This is a genomic window from Streptomyces guryensis (genome assembly GCF_021261325.1).
Classification (GTDB): Bacteria; Actinomycetota; Actinomycetes; order Streptomycetales; family Streptomycetaceae; genus Streptomyces; species Streptomyces guryensis.
In genome coordinates this window covers 195562-211862 of sequence record NZ_JAJSBI010000002.1, presented here as the reverse complement: position 1 = coordinate 211862, position 16301 = coordinate 195562, and the positions used below count along the sequence as shown (strand labels likewise).

Here is a 16301-nt window from a genome sequence, read left to right as displayed (position 1 = left end):
GCCCATCCGGCCGTCCTGAGCAGGTCAGTCGCGCGCGGGCTCCACCGAGTCGACCTCCGCCGCCTCGCGGTCGAAGCGGCCGTCGAGCCTGGAGACCAGGCCGGTGACCTGGCGGGCGATGTCGGGCGCGGTGAGCCCGATCTCCGTCATGACCTCGGCACGGGAGGCGTGGTCGAGGAAGCGCGGCGGGATACCGAAGTCGCGCAGCGGTACGTCGACGCCCGCGTCGCGCAGGGCCTGCGCGACGGACGAACCGACGCCGCCGACACGGGAGTTGTCCTCGACGGTGACGACCACGCGGTGCCGCTCCGCGAGGGGCGCCATGGCCTCGTCGACGGGCTTGACCCAGCGCGGGTCGACGACGGTCGTGGAGATGCCCTGCTTGTCGAGCAGGGAGGCGATCTCCAGGCACATCGGGGCCAGGGCGCCCACGGAGACGAGCAGCACGTCCGGGGTGTCCGTCCCGGGCTCGCGCAGGACGTCCATGCCGCCCACCCGTCCCACGGCGGCCACGGCGGGGCCGACGGCGCCCTTGGAGAAGCGCACCACGGTCGGCGCGTCCTTGACCTCGACGGCCTCCCGCAGCTGGGCTCGCACCTGGTCGGCGTCGCGCGGCGCGGCGAGCCGCAGCCCCGGCACGACCTGCAGGATCGACATGTCCCACATGCCGTTGTGGGAGGCGCCGTCGGTGCCGGTGACGCCGGCCCGGTCCAGGACGAAGGTGACGCCGCACTTGTGCAGGGCGACGTCCATCAGGACCTGGTCGAAGGCGCGGTTGAGGAAGGTGGCGTAGACGGCGAAGACGGGGTGCAGTCCACCGGTGGCGAGGCCCGCCGCGGAGACGGCGGCGTGCTGCTCGGCGATGCCGACGTCGTAGATCCGCTTCGGGAAGGCGTCCGCGAACTTCTTCAGGCCGACCGGCTGGAGCATCGCCGCGGTGATCGCGACGATGTCCTTGCGCTCCCGGCCGAGCCGGACCATCTCGTCGCCGAAGACGGACGTCCAGTCGGCGCCGGAGGCCTTGATGGGCAGGCCGGTGTCGGGGTGGATGGGGCCGATGCCGTGGAAGCGGTCGGCCTCGTCCTGGAGGGCGGGCTGGTAGCCGCGGCCCTTCTCGGTGAGGCAGTGCACGATCACCGGGCCGCCGAACCGCCTGGCGCGCGCGAGCGCCGACTCCAGGGCCTCGATGTCGTGTCCGTCGATCGGACCGACGTACTTCAGGCCCAGGTCCTCGAACATGCCCTGCGGTGCGATGAAGTCCTTCAGGCCCTTCTTCGCCCCGTGCAGGGTCTCGTAGAGCGGCCGGCCGACGACGGGCGTGCGCTCCAGCAGGTCCTTGCCGCGGGCCAGGAACCGCTCGTACCCGTCGGTCGTACGAAGGGTGGCGAGGTGGTTGGCGAGGCCGCCGATGGTCGGGGCGTACGACCGCTCGTTGTCGTTGACGACGATGACGAGCGGGCGGTCCTTGGCGGCGGCGATGTTGTTGAGGGCCTCCCAGGCCATGCCGCCGGTCAGCGCGCCGTCACCGATCACGGCGACCACGTGGTCGTCGCGCTCCAGGATCTGGTTGGCCTTGGCGAGGCCGTCGGCCCAGCCCAGCACCGTGGAGGCGTGGCTGTTCTCGATGACGTCGTGCTCGGACTCGGCCTGCGAGGGGTAGCCGGACAGGCCGCCCTTCTGTTTGAGCTTCGCGAAGTCCTGGCGGCCGGTGAGCAGTTTGTGCACGTACGACTGGTGACCGGTGTCCCAGAGCACCTTGTCCTTGGGTGAGTCGAACACCCTGTGCAGGGCGATGGTCAGCTCGACGACGCCCAGGTTGGGGCCGAGGTGGCCGCCGGTCTTGGAGACGGCGTCGACGAGGAAGGTCCGGATCTCCTCTGCCAGCTGGTCCAGCTGCTCCAGGCTGAGCCGGTCCAGATCGCGCGGTCCCCTGATGCGGGTCAGCAGCGGCACCCGTGCCTCCTTGCAGTAGAGCTGATCGAGCTGTTGCCGGGCTCGTCGAGTCTAATGTTCCGCCTGTGCGGACGACGCGCGGGCGGTGCGTGATAGGTCACGCGATCGGCTGTACCCAAGATCCCCCCTACCCATGACACGACTGTGCCCGGCACCGACATCGGCACCGGGCACAGGCACAGGGAGGGGCGCCGTGGCGCCCCCGGGGCGCGACCGCGCTACGCGCGACCCGCAGCCTTCTGACTCCGACGAGAGACGGAGTCGATGACAACCGCACCGAGCAGAACCGCACCCGTGATCATGTACTGGATGGACGTGTTCATGTTGAGCAGGTCCAGTCCGGTCTGGATCGACTGGATGACCAGCATGCCCAGCAGCGCGGACCAGACCGAACCCCGGCCGCCGAACAGCGACGTACCGCCGATGACCGCCGCCGCGATGGCGAGCATCAGGGTGTTGCCGCCACCGGCACTCAGCGTCGCACTCGCGGTCTGACCGGCGAAGAACATACCGCCGAGCGCCGCGAACCCACCGGAGATGGCGAACACGGTGATACGGATCAACGGCACGTTGATACCCGCACGGCGAGCCGCCTCGATGCCGCCGCCGACCGCGAACACCTTGCGGCCGTACGTCGTACGACGCAGCACGAAGTCCACGATCACCAGTGCCGCCAGGAAGATCACCAGCGCGTTGGAGACACCGGCCGAGTTGTTCAGCACGGCCGCGGCCACGAAGGACGCCACCGCGAGCGCGCCGACGCGCACCAGGATCTCGCTCGTCGGCCGGAACGGCACACCCGCGGCCTTGCGGCGCCGCTGCTCGCTGAAGTTGCCGACGAGCATCAGCACCACACCGAGGCCGGCCAGCAGGTAGGCGCCGATGATGGCCTGGTCCACGAAGAACGAGCTCTGGCCGAGCAGGTGGACCGGACCGGAGTCGGACGGGATGTTGATGGTGCCGCTGGAGCCCAGCAGCCACAGCATCAGGCCGTTCCAGCCGAGGAAGCCGGCCAGGGTGACCACGAAGGCGGGTACGCCGATCTTCGCGAAGAACCAGCCCTGCAGCGCGCCGATACCGATACCGGTGAGGACCGCCAGGACCAGCGACAGCCACGGGTTCATGCCGTGTGACACCACGAACACCGCGAACAGGGTGGAGCCCAGACCGCTGACCGAACCGACCGACAGGTCGATCTCGCCGAGCAGCAGGACGAACACCAGGCCGATGGCGAGCATGCCGGTGGCCGACATGTAGTAGCTGATGTTCGAGAGGTTGTCGGCGCTGAGGAAGCGGTCGTTCTGCAGCTGGAAGATCGTCCAGATGATGATCAGGCCGACCACCACCGGCAGCGAGCCCAGCTCACCGCCCTTGACCTTGCGCGTGAACTCCGTCCAGTAGCCCTTGAAGCCCTCTTCGCGGACCAGCAGACGGGGGTCGACGGTGGCCACCGGCGCGGCGGTGGGGTCGTCCGCGGGCGCGAGGGTGCTCTGAGCATCCGCCTCGGCGTCCGTCTTGGATACCTTGGATGTGTCGCTCACTGTCCCGCCTCCGTGCTGCGACGCCCCGCACGACGGGTCACGGCGTTGTCCGTGGCACCCGTGATCGCGGAGATGATCTCTTCCTGACTGGTGTCCTTCACCGAGAAGGAGCCGTTGTTGCTGCCCAGCCGCAGCACTGCGACGGTGTCGGCGACGGCCTTCACATCGGCCATGTTGTGGCTGATGAGGATGACGGCGAGGTTCTGCTCACGCAGCCGCTCGACGAGGTCGAGGACCTGCGCGGTCTGCTCGACGCCGAGCGCGGCGGTGGGCTCGTCCAGGATGACGACCTTGGGCTCGCCGATCAGGGCGCGCGCGATGGCGACGACCTGGCGCTGACCGCCGGAGAGGCTCGCGATCGGGATGCGCACGCTCGGGATGCGGATGGAGAGCGTGCTCAGCAGCTCGCGGGCCTTCTTCTCCATCGTGACCTCGTCGATGACGCCGCGGTGCAGCAGCTCGCGTCCGAGGTAGAGGTTGCCCACCACGTCGAGGTTGTCGCACAGCGCGAGGTCCTGGTAGACCGTCGCCACGCCGAGTCCCTGGGCGTCGTGCGGCTTGTTGATGCTGACCGGCTTGCCTTCCCACTCGATGACGCCCTCATCGATGGGATGCACACCGGCGATCGTCTTGACCAGCGTGGACTTTCCAGCGCCGTTGTCGCCGACCAGGGCGACCACTTCTCCGGCGTGGACCTCCAGTTCGACGTCGGTGAGTGCCTGCACCGCACCGAATCGCTTGGAGACTCCGCGCAACGCCAGCACGGGCGTAGCGGACACGTGAACCATCTCCTTCGCCGCCTGACCGGCGGGAATGCCGCGCTTGGGGTAGGGCGCGGAGAGTTGTGCGTAAGCACTGATTTACAGGTCGAACATGCGCGCGGCCGATGCCTCGCGGCAACGGCTGCGTCCGCCATGTTTCCGTCCGGCGCCCGCCCCGCAGCGGGGTGTTTGGGCGTGGCGGGCGCCGGACAGGCTCTGTGCCTGCCGTCGGGGCGGGTCCGGCGAGGAACGCGCCCCGAGGGCTCTGGCGGCTCTTACTGCAGGCCGGCCTTCTTGCAGGCGGCGGCGTAGTTCGGGGTGCAGATCTGGGCGACCGTGTAGAGACCGTCCTTGACGACCGTGTCCTTGATGTTCTTCACGGTCACCGAGACCGGGGTCAGCAGCTTGGCCTGCACCTTGTCGCCGGAACCGCTGGTCACCGTGGTGTCGGCCAGGGCCTTGATGTCCTTGCCCTGGAGCAGGTTCACCGCGAGCTCGGCGGCGTTGTCGGCCTCCGGCTTGTAGGCCTTGTAGACCGTGGAGGACTGGGTGCCGGCGACGATCCGCTGGATACCCGCGAGCTCTGCGTCCTGCCCCGTCAGCGGGATGCCGCTGATGCCGGCGCCCTTGAGGGTGTTGGCGATACCGCCGGCCATGCCGTCGTTGGCGGAGTAGACACCGGCGATGTTCTTGGCGCCCAGCTGGGTGATGGCCGCGGACATCTTCTGCGCGGCGACCGTGTCCTTCCACAGGCCGGACTGCTCGTAGGCGATGTTGACCTTGCCGTCGAGGATCTTGTGCGCGCCCTGCTTGAACTGCCCGGCGTTCGGGTCGGCGTCGTCACCGTTGATCATGACGACCTTCGACTTGGTGGTCGCCTTGGAGCCGAGCGCGTCGAGCAGGGCCTGACCCTGGAGCTCGCCGACCTTGACGTTGTCGAAGGAGACGTACGCGGAGACCGGGCCCTGGGCCAGACGGTCATACGCGACGACCTTGACGCCCTTGCTGACCGCGGCCTGGATGGAGGACTTGATGGCGGCGGAGTCCTGGGCGGAGACCACGATGACCTTGACGCCCTTGGTGACCATGGTGCTCATCTGCTGGGCCTGCTTGGTCGGGTCGGCCGCGGCGTTGGCGTAGGAAACGGTGCAGTCGCCGCACAGCTCCTTGACCTTGGCCTCGAAGTACGGCTTGTCGAACTTCTCGTACCGCGCGGTGACGTTGTCGGGCAGGAGCAGGCCGATCGACTTGCCGCCGGAGCCGGAGCCAGAGCTGGAGCTGCTGCTGCCGCTGCTCTTGTTACCGGCCTTGCCGCAGGCGGCCATGGAGAGAGCCATCGAAACCGCGGCCGTGCCGATCACGACTCTACGCATCGTTGCGTTCATTGGGGGTGCCTCCCTGACAGGGCCGCAACGCTGCGGCCGAGGTGGCTGGAAGTCAACTCGGCCACACGTGCGACGTCAAGAAGTAAATACTTAACGAGATGGCAACGGCGTCATTCGTTCTCTAAGTGAAGGCAGGTGTCGCAGTGGACAGGGTGCCGTCCAAAAGGGTCGAATCACCCATCTCGCTGAGTGCGAGAGCGAGCGCTCCGAGCACCTCCGCACGACCTCCAAGTGCCCCCGGGAGAACGGACAGTTGGCGCGCTGCGCTGGGGATCGCGTAGCGGCCGACAGACTCCCTTATCGGCCCGAGTACCAGCTCACCGGCCTCGGCGAGATCACCGCCCAGGACCACCCGGCTCGGGTTCAGCAGATTGCAGAGATTGGCGACTCCAGAACCGATGTGACGGCCGACGTCGGCGATCACCCGACGACAGCCCGGGTCTCCGTCCCTGGCCAGCCGCACGACTCCTTCCATCGTGAGGTCGGTGCCGTGGCTCGACTGGAGCAACGGAAGTACATAGCGCGCTGCCGCAAAGGTTTCCAGGCATCCCCGGTTTCCGCAGCGGCAGACGGGGCCGGATTCATCGAGTGTAATATGTCCGATTTCTCCTGCGGTGCCGCCGGGACCCCGATAGATCTTCCCGTTGATCACCAGACCCGCGCCGACACCGCTCGCGACCTTGATGTACGCGAGGTCCCTGACCCCCCGGCCACTGCCCCAGACCAGCTCGCCCAGGGCGCCGAGGTTGGCGTCGTTGTCCACGTGCACGGGCACACCGAGCCGCCCCCGCAGCTCCTCGGCGGGCCTGGTACCGGTCCAGCCGGGCAGGATCGCGGTGGAGCCGAGGGTGCCGGACTCGACGTCGATCGGGCCGGGCACACCGAGACCCACGCCGGCGATTTTGGACCGGTCGACCCCCGTTGCTGCAATCAGGCGATTGACCAGCTCCTCCGCCCGGTCGAAGCCCTGTGCGGAGGAGGCGTCCACGTCCAGCGGCTCGGACTCCTCCGCGAGCACCTGATGAGCGAGGTTCCCGACCGCGACGCGCAAATGCGTGTGCCCGAAGTCCACGCCGATGACGATCCCGGCGTCGCCGCTGAGGGAGACGCTGCGGGCTCTTCGGCCACCCGCCGATGTGGGCGTGACCTCGACCGTTCCGCCGTCCTTGAGCTCGCGGACGATGTTGGAGACCGTTGCTGCGGACAGCCCTGTGGTCCTCGCGATCTCCGCCTGCGTGAGTGATCCGGCCAGCCGGACGGCCCGGACGACCCGCTCCAGGTTGGCTCGGTGCAGTGACGACTGCGACCCTGGAGTCTCCACGACGACCTCCTGCGCGCGGGACCGCTTCAACGAGGCCCCGTCTATGTCCAACTAGTGAACTCTAAGCTGAGCCGTTCGGGTCGCCTCCCGTCAAGAGGTTGAACTGTTTCCGGGCCCTTGAACACACCCGGACACCGGCAGCAGACGCGGACAGACGAGTGCGCGCCGCTCCCCGGATCCCGGGGAAACGGCGCGCACGCCGGGCGCAGGAGCGCTACTTCAGCGCGCCCGCCGTCAGCCCCTGCACCACCTGCCGCTGGAAGATGATGTACGCCGCCAGCACCGGCAGCATCGCCATCACCAGACCGGCGAAGAGCCCCGACCAGTCGCCCTTGTACCCCTGGCTGGCCGCCAGCTGCACCAGGCCCTGGGTGAGCACGCGCTTGTCCGGGTCGGTGTTGAGCACCGTCGGCAGCATGTACTGGTTCCACTGCCCGAGGAAGTTGAAGATCCCTACGCTGATCAGACCGGGCTTGGCCATCGGCAGCATGATCTGGAAGAACGTCCGGCTGTGCGAGGCCCCGTCGACGAAGGCCGCCTCCGCGACCGAGGTCGGCAGGGTGCGGAAGAACGCGGTCAGGAAGAAGACCGTGAACGGCAGCGAGTAGGCGATGTAGACCAGGATCAGCCCGTGGATGGTGTTCAGGAGGCCCATGTTGTTCACGACGTAGAACAACGGGACCAGCGCCAGCATGATCGGGAAGCTCATGCCGCCGATGAAGAGGAAGTAGATGAAGCGGTTGCCCGGGAAGTCGAACCGGGCGAGCACGTAAGCCGCCATCGAGCCCAGCACCAGCGTGCCGATGAGCGAACCGCCCACCACCAGAATGGTGTTGAGGAAGTAGTCGCTCATGTTGGCGTCGGTCCAGGCCCGCGCCCAGTTGTCGAAGTGCAGCTTGTCGGGCAGGGCCCAGGGCGAGCTGAAGATGGAGCTGTCGTCCTTGAAGGACGTCATGACCGCCCACAGCAGCGGCATGACGACCATGAACGCCCACAGGACGAGCATCCCGCGGGAGAAGACGTTGAGGACGTTGCCCTCCTTCTTCTCCTTCGCGGGCGCGGCGGACGGCATGTCGACCTTGGAGACGGAGGCACCGGACTCGGCCGGTACGGAGGCGGCGGTATCGGTCGTCTTCATGTGTGATCAGTACTCCAGCCGCTCGCGCCGGCCCAGCCGCATCACGATCGCCGCGAAGGCCAGCGTGACGATGAGCAGGGCGACGCCGATGGTGGTCGCGTAGGCGGCCTGTCCGTCACGGAACGCCTTCTGGTACACGTACAGGACCATGACGGTGGTCGAGTAGTCGGGACCGCCGGGCCCGGTCGTCATGATCTGTACGACCGCGAACGACTCGGCTCCCAGCGCGAGGATGCCCATGTAGACCCAGCCGGACTGCACGGTGTCCCACAGCAGCGGCAGGGTGATCCGGAAGAACGTGCTGACGCGGTTCGCGCCGTCCAGCAGCGCGGCCTCGTACAGGTCCGCCGGGATGGAGGCCATACCGGCGGAGAAGAGGACCACGAAGAAGCCGACCGAGGACCAGACCAGCACCCCCATCACGCACCACAGCGCCAGGCTCGGGTCGCCCAGCCAGAGCGGCTGGACGCTGTCGAGCCCGATCCCGCGCAGCAGGGAGTTGATCGCGCCGCTGTCCGGGTTGTACGCGAAGGCGAACAGCAGGGCGACGATCGCGATCGAGAGCACCTGCGGGAAGAAATAGACGATCTTGTAGAAGGACGAACCGCGGACGCCGGAGATCACCGGGCCGCCCCGCCTCCGCCGTCCGCCCACGTTGATCATGAAGGCGAAGAACAACGCCAGGCTGATCGTCACCACCGGCAGCACCAACGCGAACAGCAGGCTGTGCTGCAACGACTTCCAGAAGATCTCGTCGTCGAGCATCCTTTTGTAGTTGTCGAAGCCGACCATCTTGAATTCGGGGCTCAGGCCGGTCCAGTCCGTGAACGAGTAGTAGATGGACTGGATGAACGGCCAGACGACGAAGAGCGCATAGAGCCCCAGGGGCAGCGCCAGAAACCCCACGATGAACCGGTACTTGCCGTGCTGCATTACTACCTACCCCGATCTCTGGGCGGGTGCTGCCTGTGCTGCGTGTGCTGCCGCTGGTGACGGGCCCTCACTGGTGCTTGTAGTGCTTGATCGACGTGTCCTTGGCGGCCGCGTCGGCGAAGCCCTGGATCTTCTTGATGGCTTCGGCCGGCGTGCTGCGCCCGGCCATCATCTCGCCGAGGCCCGCCACGCCGATCTGCTCCTTCTGCAACTGGACGTACCAGTCCTGGAGGCGCGGATTCAACACGTTGTCCCCGGCCAGCTTCAGTGCCGCGACACCGGACTTGAGGCCCGGGGTCAGGGAGATCCCGGTGGTGCCGCCGTTGAACGCGGTCAGCGACTTGACCTTGGTGGTGAAGTTCTTCGAGGAGGCCTCGCTGAGCATGATGCGCAGCTGCTCCATGCCGCCCTCGGGGTTCGCCGCCTTGGCCGGGACGATGAAGGGCTCGCCGCCGGAGGCCCAGATGGTGCCGAAGGGCATCTTGTCGGAGCTGTCGATGCCGGTGGGTGCGGAGACCGCCAGGTTGAAGTCGGCGGGGATGACGTTCGCCGACTCGTTCTCCACCCAGGAGCCGTTCGGGATGAACAGCGCGTTGCCCTTGGCCCATGCGGTCTGCGACTGGATGTGGTCGAGGCCGGGGGTGCCCTTGAGGATGTAGCCCTTCTTGTAGAGCTCGTAGTAGGCGTCGAAACACGCCTTGACGGCCGGGTGCTTCCAGGCGTTCGGCTCGAGGTTGTCGATGGCGTCGAGGACCTCACGGCCGCCGACCTTGCCGATCATCGGGTACAGCGAGAAGGGGATGTAGTACGGGTATTTGCCCGCGTACGTCCAGCCCGCCATGCCCTTTTTCTTGGCCTTCTCGCACACGGCGAGCATCTCGTCCCAGGTCTTGGGGTACTGCGCGTCGAGCGAGTCGAGCGCCTTCTGCGAGTACCAGACGCCGTACACGGTGTAGGCGTAGTACATGATCCAGACCGGGTTGCCGTCGAACTGGCCCATCTCCACGATGCCGGGGCGCAGCGTGTCGCGGACCTTCTTGTTCGGGTCGTCGTACGACGGGGCGTCCAGCAGCGGGGTGAGGTCGGCGAGCTGCTTCTTGCCGACCAGGACGCCCATGTCCATCTGCTCGGCGCCGGAGTTGTCGATGAGGTCCGGCGGGGTGCCCTGGTTGAAGCGGGGCTGGAGCGTCGACTGGATCTTCTGGGTCGCGGAGAACTTCACCTTCACCTTGGGGAAGTTCTTCTCGTAGATCTTCACGGCGTCCTGGGCGTATTCCTTGCCGAAGCCGCCGTCGAACAGGACGAACTCCATACCCGCGGTGTCGTTCACGCCCAGCGGATTCTTGGCGGTCTTCTTGCCCGCCTTGGCCTTGTTCCCGTTGTCGCCGCCGCCACTGCTGGCACAGGCCGACAGGAAACTCATCGTGGGTACGGAGATCAGTCCGAGCGCGGCGGACCGCTTGATCAGATCGCGGCGGCCGACACCCGCGTTGCCGGTGTTCTCGGCGGAAGTGGATCCCATGCTCAAGTCCTCGCCTTCTCCAGGACTCAGGCGGTGAACCGGATCCTCCCCGGCACCGCGGTCAGGTCAGGGTCGTGCAGGAAGTGCGGATGGTGAAGAACGGATCGGGTGAATCGCCGACAGGTATAGTCCACTTCCCGCCAACGGAGCAAGATCGAATGCAAGGTTGGCCAATGGTCTTATCCGAGTTGAGACCTCCAGGAAATATGAGCCGCCTGTGGCCACCTTGCCGGAAAAACCCGCGACATACGCCCCGAATGCCACAGTCAACACCCTTGACATCACTGAGCACTTGACCCACTACTGGTCTCTGCGCGTCACAGTTGACAACGTTGTCCGAAGCGCACGCGAGTGAGCCGAGGGGGCGCGCCAAAAGACAGGGAGGGTGTCGGCGTATGCGGCACAGAACTCGGCACAGGTGGGGTCCGGCGGTCGTGATCACGGCCGCCTTTGTCATGGCGGTGGGCTCGCAGGGGGCGGCGGTCGCCCTGCCCGACGCGCCGCCCAAGGCGGACCGGGAGTTCGCCTCCTCCTTCGAGGCGGGCGATCCGGCCCCGGACTGGCTCAACACCGTCGACACGGCGGCAGACGGCAGCAAGCGGGCCTCCGGTGTCGACGGCGGCTACAGCACCGGCATCCCGGGCAATGTGACCGGCCATGTCACGGATGTGCGCGCCAGTGCCGAGAACACGGACGGCGGCGAGGTGAAGGAGAACCTCGTCGACGGCGAGTCCGGCACCAAGTGGCTGACCTTCGCGTCCACCGGCTGGGTCGAGTTCGACCTGGACAAGCCGACCAAGCTGGTGACATACGCGCTGACCTCGGCCAATGACGTGGCCGAGCGCGATCCGAGGGACTGGACCCTGCAGGGCTCCACGGACGGCAAGGAGTGGAAGACCGTCGACACCCGCTCCGGCGAGTCCTTCTCCGAGCGCTTCCAGACCAGGTCGTACGACCTCGCCGAGCCGGCCGAGTACCAGCACTTCCGGCTCGACATCACGAAGAACAACGGCGCGGACATCCTGCAGCTGGCCGATGTGCAGTTCTCCACGGGCGGCAGCGGCGGCCCGGTCCCGCAGGACATGCTCTCGCTGGTGGACCGCGGCCCGAGCGGATCGCCCACCGCGAAGGCGGGCGCCGGGTTCACCGGAAAGAGAGCCCTGCGTTACGCCGGACGGCACACCGCCGACGGGCGGGCGTACTCGTACAACAAGGTCTTCGACGTGAACGTGGCCGTCGGCCGGAACACCCGGCTGTCGTACCGGATCTTCCCGTCGATGGCGGACGGGGACCGCGACTACGACGCCACGAACGTGTCGGTGGATCTCGCCTTCACGGACGGCACCTATCTGAGCGATCTCGGCGCGAGGGACCAGCACGGGTTCACGCTGTCGCCGCAGGGCCAGGGCGCCTCGAAGGCCCTGTACGTCAACCAGTGGAACAACGTGGCCTCGCAGATCGGGTCGGTCGCGGCCGGAAAGACGGTCGACCGGATCCTGGTGGCGTACGACTCCCCCAGGGGCCCGGCGAGGTTCCGCGGCTGGCTGGACGACATCGCGATCAAGCCGGTCGCGCCGGAGCCGCCGAAGGCCCATCTGTCCGACTACGCGCTCACCACCCGCGGCACCAACTCCAGCGGAGGCTTCTCACGCGGCAACAACCTCCCCGCGACCGCCCTGCCGCACGGCTTCAACTTCTGGACGCCGGTGACCAACGCGTCCTCGCTGAGCTGGCTGTACGACTATGCGCGTGCGAACAACGACGACAACCTGCCGACGATCCAGGCGTTCAGCGCCAGTCACGAGCCGAGCCCGTGGATGGGCGACCGGCAGACCTTCCAGGTGATGCCGTCGGTCGCGCCGGGCGCCCCGGACACCGGCCGTCAGGCCCGTGAGCTGGCCTTCCGGCACGAGAACGAGACCGCGCGGCCGTACTACTACGGGGTGCGGTTCGAGAACGGGCTGAAGGCCGAGATGGCCCCGACCGACCATGCGGCGGCGCTCCGGTTCACCTACCCCGGCGACGACGCGAGCGTGATCTTCGACAATGTGACCGAGCAGGCGGGCCTCACGCTCGACAGGGACAACGGGATCGTCACCGGCTACTCGGACGTGAAGTCCGGGCTGTCGACGGGCGCGACCCGGCTGTTCGTGTACGGCGTGTTCGACAGGAAGGTGACGGACGGCTCGTCGAGCGGGGTCAAGGGCTATCTGCGCTTCGACGCCGGAAAGGACCACACGGTCACCCTCCGCCTCGCCACCTCGCTCATCAGCATCGACCAGGCCAAGGACAACCTCCGCCAGGAGATTCCGGACGGCACGTCCTTCGACGCGGTGAAGAACCGCGCCCAGCGGATCTGGGACCGCCTGCTCGGCAAGGTCGAGGTCGAGGGCGCGACGCCGGACCAGCTGACCACGCTGTACTCGTCCATGTACCGGCTGTACCTGTACCCCAACTCCGGCTTCGAGACGGTCGGTTCGACGTTCCAGTACGCCTCCCCGTTCTCGCCGATGCCCAGCCAGGACACACCGACGCACACCGGCGCGAAGATCGTGGACGGCAAGGTGTACGTCAACAACGGCTTCTGGGACACCTACCGGACGACCTGGCCGGCGTACTCGCTGCTGACACCCGGTCAGGCGGGCGAGATGGTGGACGGTTTCGTTCAGCAGTACAAGGACGGCGGCTGGACCTCGCGCTGGTCCTCCCCCGGATACGCGGATCTGATGACCGGCACCTCCTCGGACGTGGCGTTCGCGGACGCGTACATCAAGGGCGTGAAGTTCGACGCGAAGGCGGCGTACGAAGCGGCCGTGAAGAACGCGACGGTGGTCCCGCCGATGTCGGGCGTGGGCCGCAAGGGCATGGCGACCTCGCCCTTCCTCGGCTACACCACGACCTCCACCAACGAGGGCTTCTCATGGGCGATGGACGGCTACAACAACGACTACGGCATCGCCCGGATGGGCCAGGCTCTCTACCAGAAGACCGGTGACGAGCGGTACAAGGAGGAGTCCGAGTACTTCCTCAACCGCGCTCAGGACTATGTCAACCTCTACGACAGGTCGGCCGACTTCTTCCAGGGCCGAAACGACCAGGGCGACTGGCGACTCGACGCGTCCAAGTACGACCCACGGGTGTGGGGGTACGACTACACCGAGAGCAACGGCTGGGGGTACGCCTTCACGGTCCCGCAGGACACCCGGGGCCTGGCGAACCTGTACGGCGGCAAGGGCGCGCTGGCCCAGAAGCTGGACCGGTTCTTCTCGACCCCGGAGACGGCCGACCCGCAGTTCGCCGGGTCCTACGGCGGCGTCATCCACGAGATGACCGAGGCCCGGGACACCCGGATGGGCATGCTCGGGCAGTCCAACCAGCCCGCCCACCACATCCCCTATCTGTACGACGCGGCCGGACAGCCGTGGAAGACACAGGAGAAGGTGCGCGAGATCCTCTCGCGGCTCTACACCGGCAGCGAGATCGGCCAGGGCTACCACGGCGACGAGGACAACGGCGAGCAGTCGGGCTGGTACCTCTTCTCGGCCCTCGGCTTCTACCCGCTCGTCATGGGCAGCGGCGAGTACACCATCGGCTCCCCGCTGTTCACCAAGGCCACCGTGCATCTGGAGAACGGCCACGACCTGGTGGTCAAAGCGCCCGGGAACAGCCGGAGGAACATCTACGTCCAGGGTGTGCGCTTCAACGGGCAGGCGTGGGACTCGACTTCGCTCCCCCACTCGCTGCTCGCCAGGGGCGGGGTCCTGGAGTTCGACATGAGCGCGAAGCCGTCGTCGTGGGGCACGGGCAGGAACGCGGCGCCCGTGTCGATCACCCAGGACGACAAGGTGCCGACACCGCGCGCGGACGTGCTGAAGGGCGAGGGGCCACTGTTCGACAACACCTCGGCGACGGAAGCCACCGTCACGTCCGTGGACCTTCCGGTGTCCGGACCGGTCAAGGGCCTTCAGTACACGCTGACTTCGTCCGCCGACCGCGCGTTGGCGCCGACCGGCTGGACGCTCCAGGGATCGGACGACGACGGCACCACCTGGCAGACCCTCGACAGGCGGTCCGGCGAGTCCTTCACCTGGGACCGGCAGACCCGCGCGTTCACCGTGGGGTCCCCGGGGACGTACGGGAAATACCGTCTGGTCCTCGACGGCGAGGCGGTGCTGTCGGAGGTCGAACTGCTCGCCTGAGCAGTGGCGTTGGTTACCTGCCGCCTCAACTGGTTTGACAGGGCTGTCGGTTGAGGCGGTAGGGTCTTGCACAGACGTGAGACAACGTTGTCGTCGCATTCGGTGTCGCAGAAGCCAACACCACCCGGGCAGGTACTCCCCCGGCCTGCACCGGCTCGCGGACCCGGTGGCCGACCCATCGCCACCGGGTCCGCCCCGAGCGGCCCTTCAGCCGACGCGGCAGGGCAGGTTCGTCGCCGTGTCACCGCCGTCGCCCGTGACGACATATCCGAAGGTCGTGCTCTTTCCCGGATCCAGCGAACCGTTCCAGTCGGCGTTGTGGACCATCACGTCCCGGCCGTCGTAGGTCGCGTTGCCGTTCCAGAGACTGTCGACCTTCTGGCCTCCCGGCAGCGTCCAGTCGACCATCCAGCCCAGCATCGGGACGTCGCCGGTGTTGGTGACGGTCACCTCGGACTGGTAGCCGCCGCTCCAGCTGTTGGTGGTCCTGCGGACCGCCTCGCACTTGCCCGGTACGGGGTCGGTCGGGTTGCCGGGGTCATGGATGCCCGTGACCTCGCCGTGGCCACCGTCGAAGACGACGTCGGAGCAGGAGTAGAAGGTCTCCGCGCTGTCCGAGCGCTGCCAGACCATGTAGATGATGTGGCGGCCCGACTTGTTGGCGGGCAGCTGCCCCGTCCAGGAGTAGTTGGCCTCGACCGTGCCCGGGGTGCCGTTGAGGGGCGGGTGGTCGACGGTGAGGAAGGGCTTGTCCTCGATGTCGTCCCAGGCGAGTGGCTTGGTCGGGTCGAAGCCGTCCTTGGTGATGTAGACGTGGAACCAACCCGGGTGCGCCGCCCAGGCGTTGTACGAGAAGTCGACGGTCACGCCCGAGGTGAGATGGGTGAGCGGCCAGTCGCCCCGCGGGAGGTTGAACCCGGTGAAGTTGGGGTTACCGCCGCTGCAGAGCTGACCGTCCGGGACGAAGCCGCGGGTGCGGCCGGCGCCGTCGGAGCGCAGCACGGAGAACCAGTTGTAGAACGGCGTGGTGCCGCTGACCTGTTGGGCCGCCTTGCAGGCCGGGTTGACGGGTTTGATCTCACCGGTGCTGGTGAGGCCGTCCTGCCAGCACAGGAAGGTACGGCTGCCGGGTTTCATGGGGGTGCCGTGGGCCTCCGCCTTGCCGCCTGCCGTGATGACGAGGGCGAAGGCGGGGAGGGTGGCGAGGAGCGGGACGAGGACGAAGAAGAGAGCCCTGCTGGTTAATCGGCGCGCCGGTCGGCGCGTTATTGTCAGGATCATGCCATCTCGGTCCTTCAGCTACGGCCGGGTGGATGCGGGTGTGCGGGTGTGAGCGAGGCGGGAGCGACCTTGGGGCGGCGGGTTCCGGTCCGCCGTCCCATATGGGAGCGCTCCCACCTCGCCCTGGTGGAAAGTAGCGCCGCTTGGCTCACTTGTAAACGACTGCCGCAGTGGTCGTCCCGGGCCGCAGCGGCACGACACGCGACGAGCCGGACTGGTTCTTGAGGAACTCGAAGAACACAGGTCACTTCTTTCGCGCGCCCCAGC

The 16301-nt window shown here is 67.3% G+C and carries 10 protein-coding genes; 1 reads left to right on the top strand and 9 read right to left on the bottom strand.

Annotated features, from left to right (window positions below; translation table 11 throughout):
* Window positions 1-24 precede the first annotated feature (24 nt).
* The 8 genes from dxs to ngcE form a co-directional block, all read right to left on the bottom strand.
* Window positions 25-1953, bottom strand: a complete 1929-nt coding sequence (gene dxs, locus LJ657_RS04895; protein ID WP_232646969.1) for a 1-deoxy-D-xylulose-5-phosphate synthase — start codon at window positions 1951-1953, stop codon at window positions 25-27.
* A 218-nt stretch (window positions 1954-2171) separates the two neighbouring features.
* A complete protein-coding gene (locus LJ657_RS04890; RefSeq protein ID WP_232646968.1) occupies window positions 2172-3494 on the bottom strand; it encodes a sugar ABC transporter permease in 1323 nt (440 codons plus the stop codon).
* Complete coding sequence (locus LJ657_RS04885) at window positions 3491-4282, bottom strand: ATP-binding cassette domain-containing protein (protein ID WP_232646967.1); 792 nt, start codon at window positions 4280-4282, stop codon at window positions 3491-3493. Before LJ657_RS04885 ends, LJ657_RS04890 begins: the two co-directional genes overlap by 4 nt.
* A gap of 248 nt (window positions 4283-4530) precedes the next feature.
* The gene (locus LJ657_RS04880; RefSeq protein WP_372487804.1) at window positions 4531-5640 is read right to left on the bottom strand and encodes a sugar ABC transporter substrate-binding protein; all 1110 of its coding nucleotides are present in this window, start codon (window positions 5638-5640) and stop codon (window positions 4531-4533) included.
* Window positions 5641-5761: 121 nt separating this feature from the next.
* Window positions 5762-6961 carry an ROK family transcriptional regulator gene (locus LJ657_RS04875; protein WP_232646966.1) on the bottom strand — a complete coding sequence of 400 codons (1200 nt, stop codon included), beginning with the start codon at window positions 6959-6961 and terminating at the stop codon, window positions 5762-5764.
* 214 nt (window positions 6962-7175) lie between these two features.
* Window positions 7176-8099: a carbohydrate ABC transporter permease gene (locus LJ657_RS04870; protein ID WP_232646965.1), complete on the bottom strand. Its 924-nt coding sequence runs from the start codon at window positions 8097-8099 to the stop codon at window positions 7176-7178.
* Window positions 8100-8105: 6 nt separating this feature from the next.
* Window positions 8106-9032, bottom strand: a complete 927-nt coding sequence (locus LJ657_RS04865; RefSeq protein WP_232646964.1) for a carbohydrate ABC transporter permease — start codon at window positions 9030-9032, stop codon at window positions 8106-8108.
* Window positions 9033-9099: 67 nt separating this feature from the next.
* The gene (gene ngcE, locus LJ657_RS04860) at window positions 9100-10554 is read right to left on the bottom strand and encodes an N-acetylglucosamine/diacetylchitobiose ABC transporter substrate-binding protein (protein WP_232646963.1); all 1455 of its coding nucleotides are present in this window, start codon (window positions 10552-10554) and stop codon (window positions 9100-9102) included.
* Window positions 10555-10949: 395 nt separating this feature from the next.
* Here ngcE and LJ657_RS04855 point away from each other — a divergent pair, with 395 nt between their 5' ends.
* Window positions 10950-14753: a GH92 family glycosyl hydrolase gene (locus LJ657_RS04855; protein WP_232646962.1), complete on the top strand. Its 3804-nt coding sequence runs from the start codon at window positions 10950-10952 to the stop codon at window positions 14751-14753.
* 207 nt (window positions 14754-14960) lie between these two features.
* Here LJ657_RS04855 and LJ657_RS04850 read toward each other — a convergent pair whose 3' ends face one another.
* A complete protein-coding gene (locus LJ657_RS04850; RefSeq protein WP_232646961.1) occupies window positions 14961-16034 on the bottom strand; it encodes a lytic polysaccharide monooxygenase auxiliary activity family 9 protein in 1074 nt (357 codons plus the stop codon).
* Window positions 16035-16301: the final 267 nt, after the last annotated feature.

What these genes read in the sequence shown, in the direction of transcription:
- LJ657_RS04885 (WP_232646967.1), bottom strand. Translation starts at nt 4,282, where the DNA reads ATGGTTCACGTGTCCGCTACGCCCGTGCTGGCGTTGCGCGGAGTCTCC.
- LJ657_RS04880 (WP_372487804.1), bottom strand. Translation starts at nt 5,640, where the DNA reads ATGAACGCAACGATGCGTAGAGTCGTGATCGGCACGGCCGCGGTTTCG.
- LJ657_RS04870 (WP_232646965.1), bottom strand. Translation starts at nt 8,099, where the DNA reads ATGAAGACGACCGATACCGCCGCCTCCGTACCGGCCGAGTCCGGTGCC.
- LJ657_RS04865 (WP_232646964.1), bottom strand. Translation starts at nt 9,032, where the DNA reads ATGCAGCACGGCAAGTACCGGTTCATCGTGGGGTTTCTGGCGCTGCCC.
- ngcE (WP_232646963.1), bottom strand. Translation starts at nt 10,554, where the DNA reads ATGGGATCCACTTCCGCCGAGAACACCGGCAACGCGGGTGTCGGCCGC.
- LJ657_RS04855 (WP_232646962.1), top strand. Translation starts at nt 10,950, where the DNA reads ATGCGGCACAGAACTCGGCACAGGTGGGGTCCGGCGGTCGTGATCACG.
- LJ657_RS04850 (WP_232646961.1), bottom strand. Translation starts at nt 16,034, where the DNA reads ATGATCCTGACAATAACGCGCCGACCGGCGCGCCGATTAACCAGCAGG.